1 protein-coding gene is annotated in these 434 nt (G+C 60.1%); it reads right to left on the bottom strand.

The window, feature by feature from the left end; translation table 11 throughout:
• Positions 1-104: 104 nt before the first annotated feature.
• A partial coding sequence (locus tag KNO86_RS14600) for a transposase (protein WP_214697386.1) occupies positions 105-434 on the bottom strand: 330 nt, incomplete at its 5' end.

Raw genomic sequence — 434 nt, 5'->3', positions numbered from 1 at the left:
CCAGAAAAAGCCTTCCGGCTTCTGGTCGCGATACATGTAACCCGCATCCGGGTCGGTCCGGCTCACCTTGACGAGCCGGCGCTCCCTCTTCTGAGGTGCCGGTTTCAGTTCTTTTTTCCGCGTTCGGCCCGTTCCTCGTTCACGCGGGTGAGAAGCTCGTCCTCGATCGCACCGACGACCCGTTCGACCTCGACCTTGTCGAACTTCTTCTTGTTCGCGTTCGCCCGGATGTGCGTGGAGTCCGTGATCAGGATGCGCCCGGAGACGAGTCCGTGGGATTCCGCCTGTCGGACGATATCCTCGAAGATTTGTTGGAACACGTCGTTCCCTTGGAAGCGTCGGCGGTAGGCCTGGCTGATCGTCGAATGGTCGGGAACCTTCTCATCGATGCCGAGACCGAGGAACCAGCGATAGGCGAGGTTCGTCTGAACCTC

It is taken from the genome of Exiguobacterium sp. s160 (assembly GCF_018617575.1).
GTDB classification, from domain to species: Bacteria; Bacillota; Bacilli; order Exiguobacteriales; family Exiguobacteriaceae; genus Exiguobacterium; species Exiguobacterium aestuarii_A.
The sequence above is the reverse complement of the archived record's forward strand: the minus strand, read 5'-3'. Positions and strand labels throughout refer to the sequence as shown.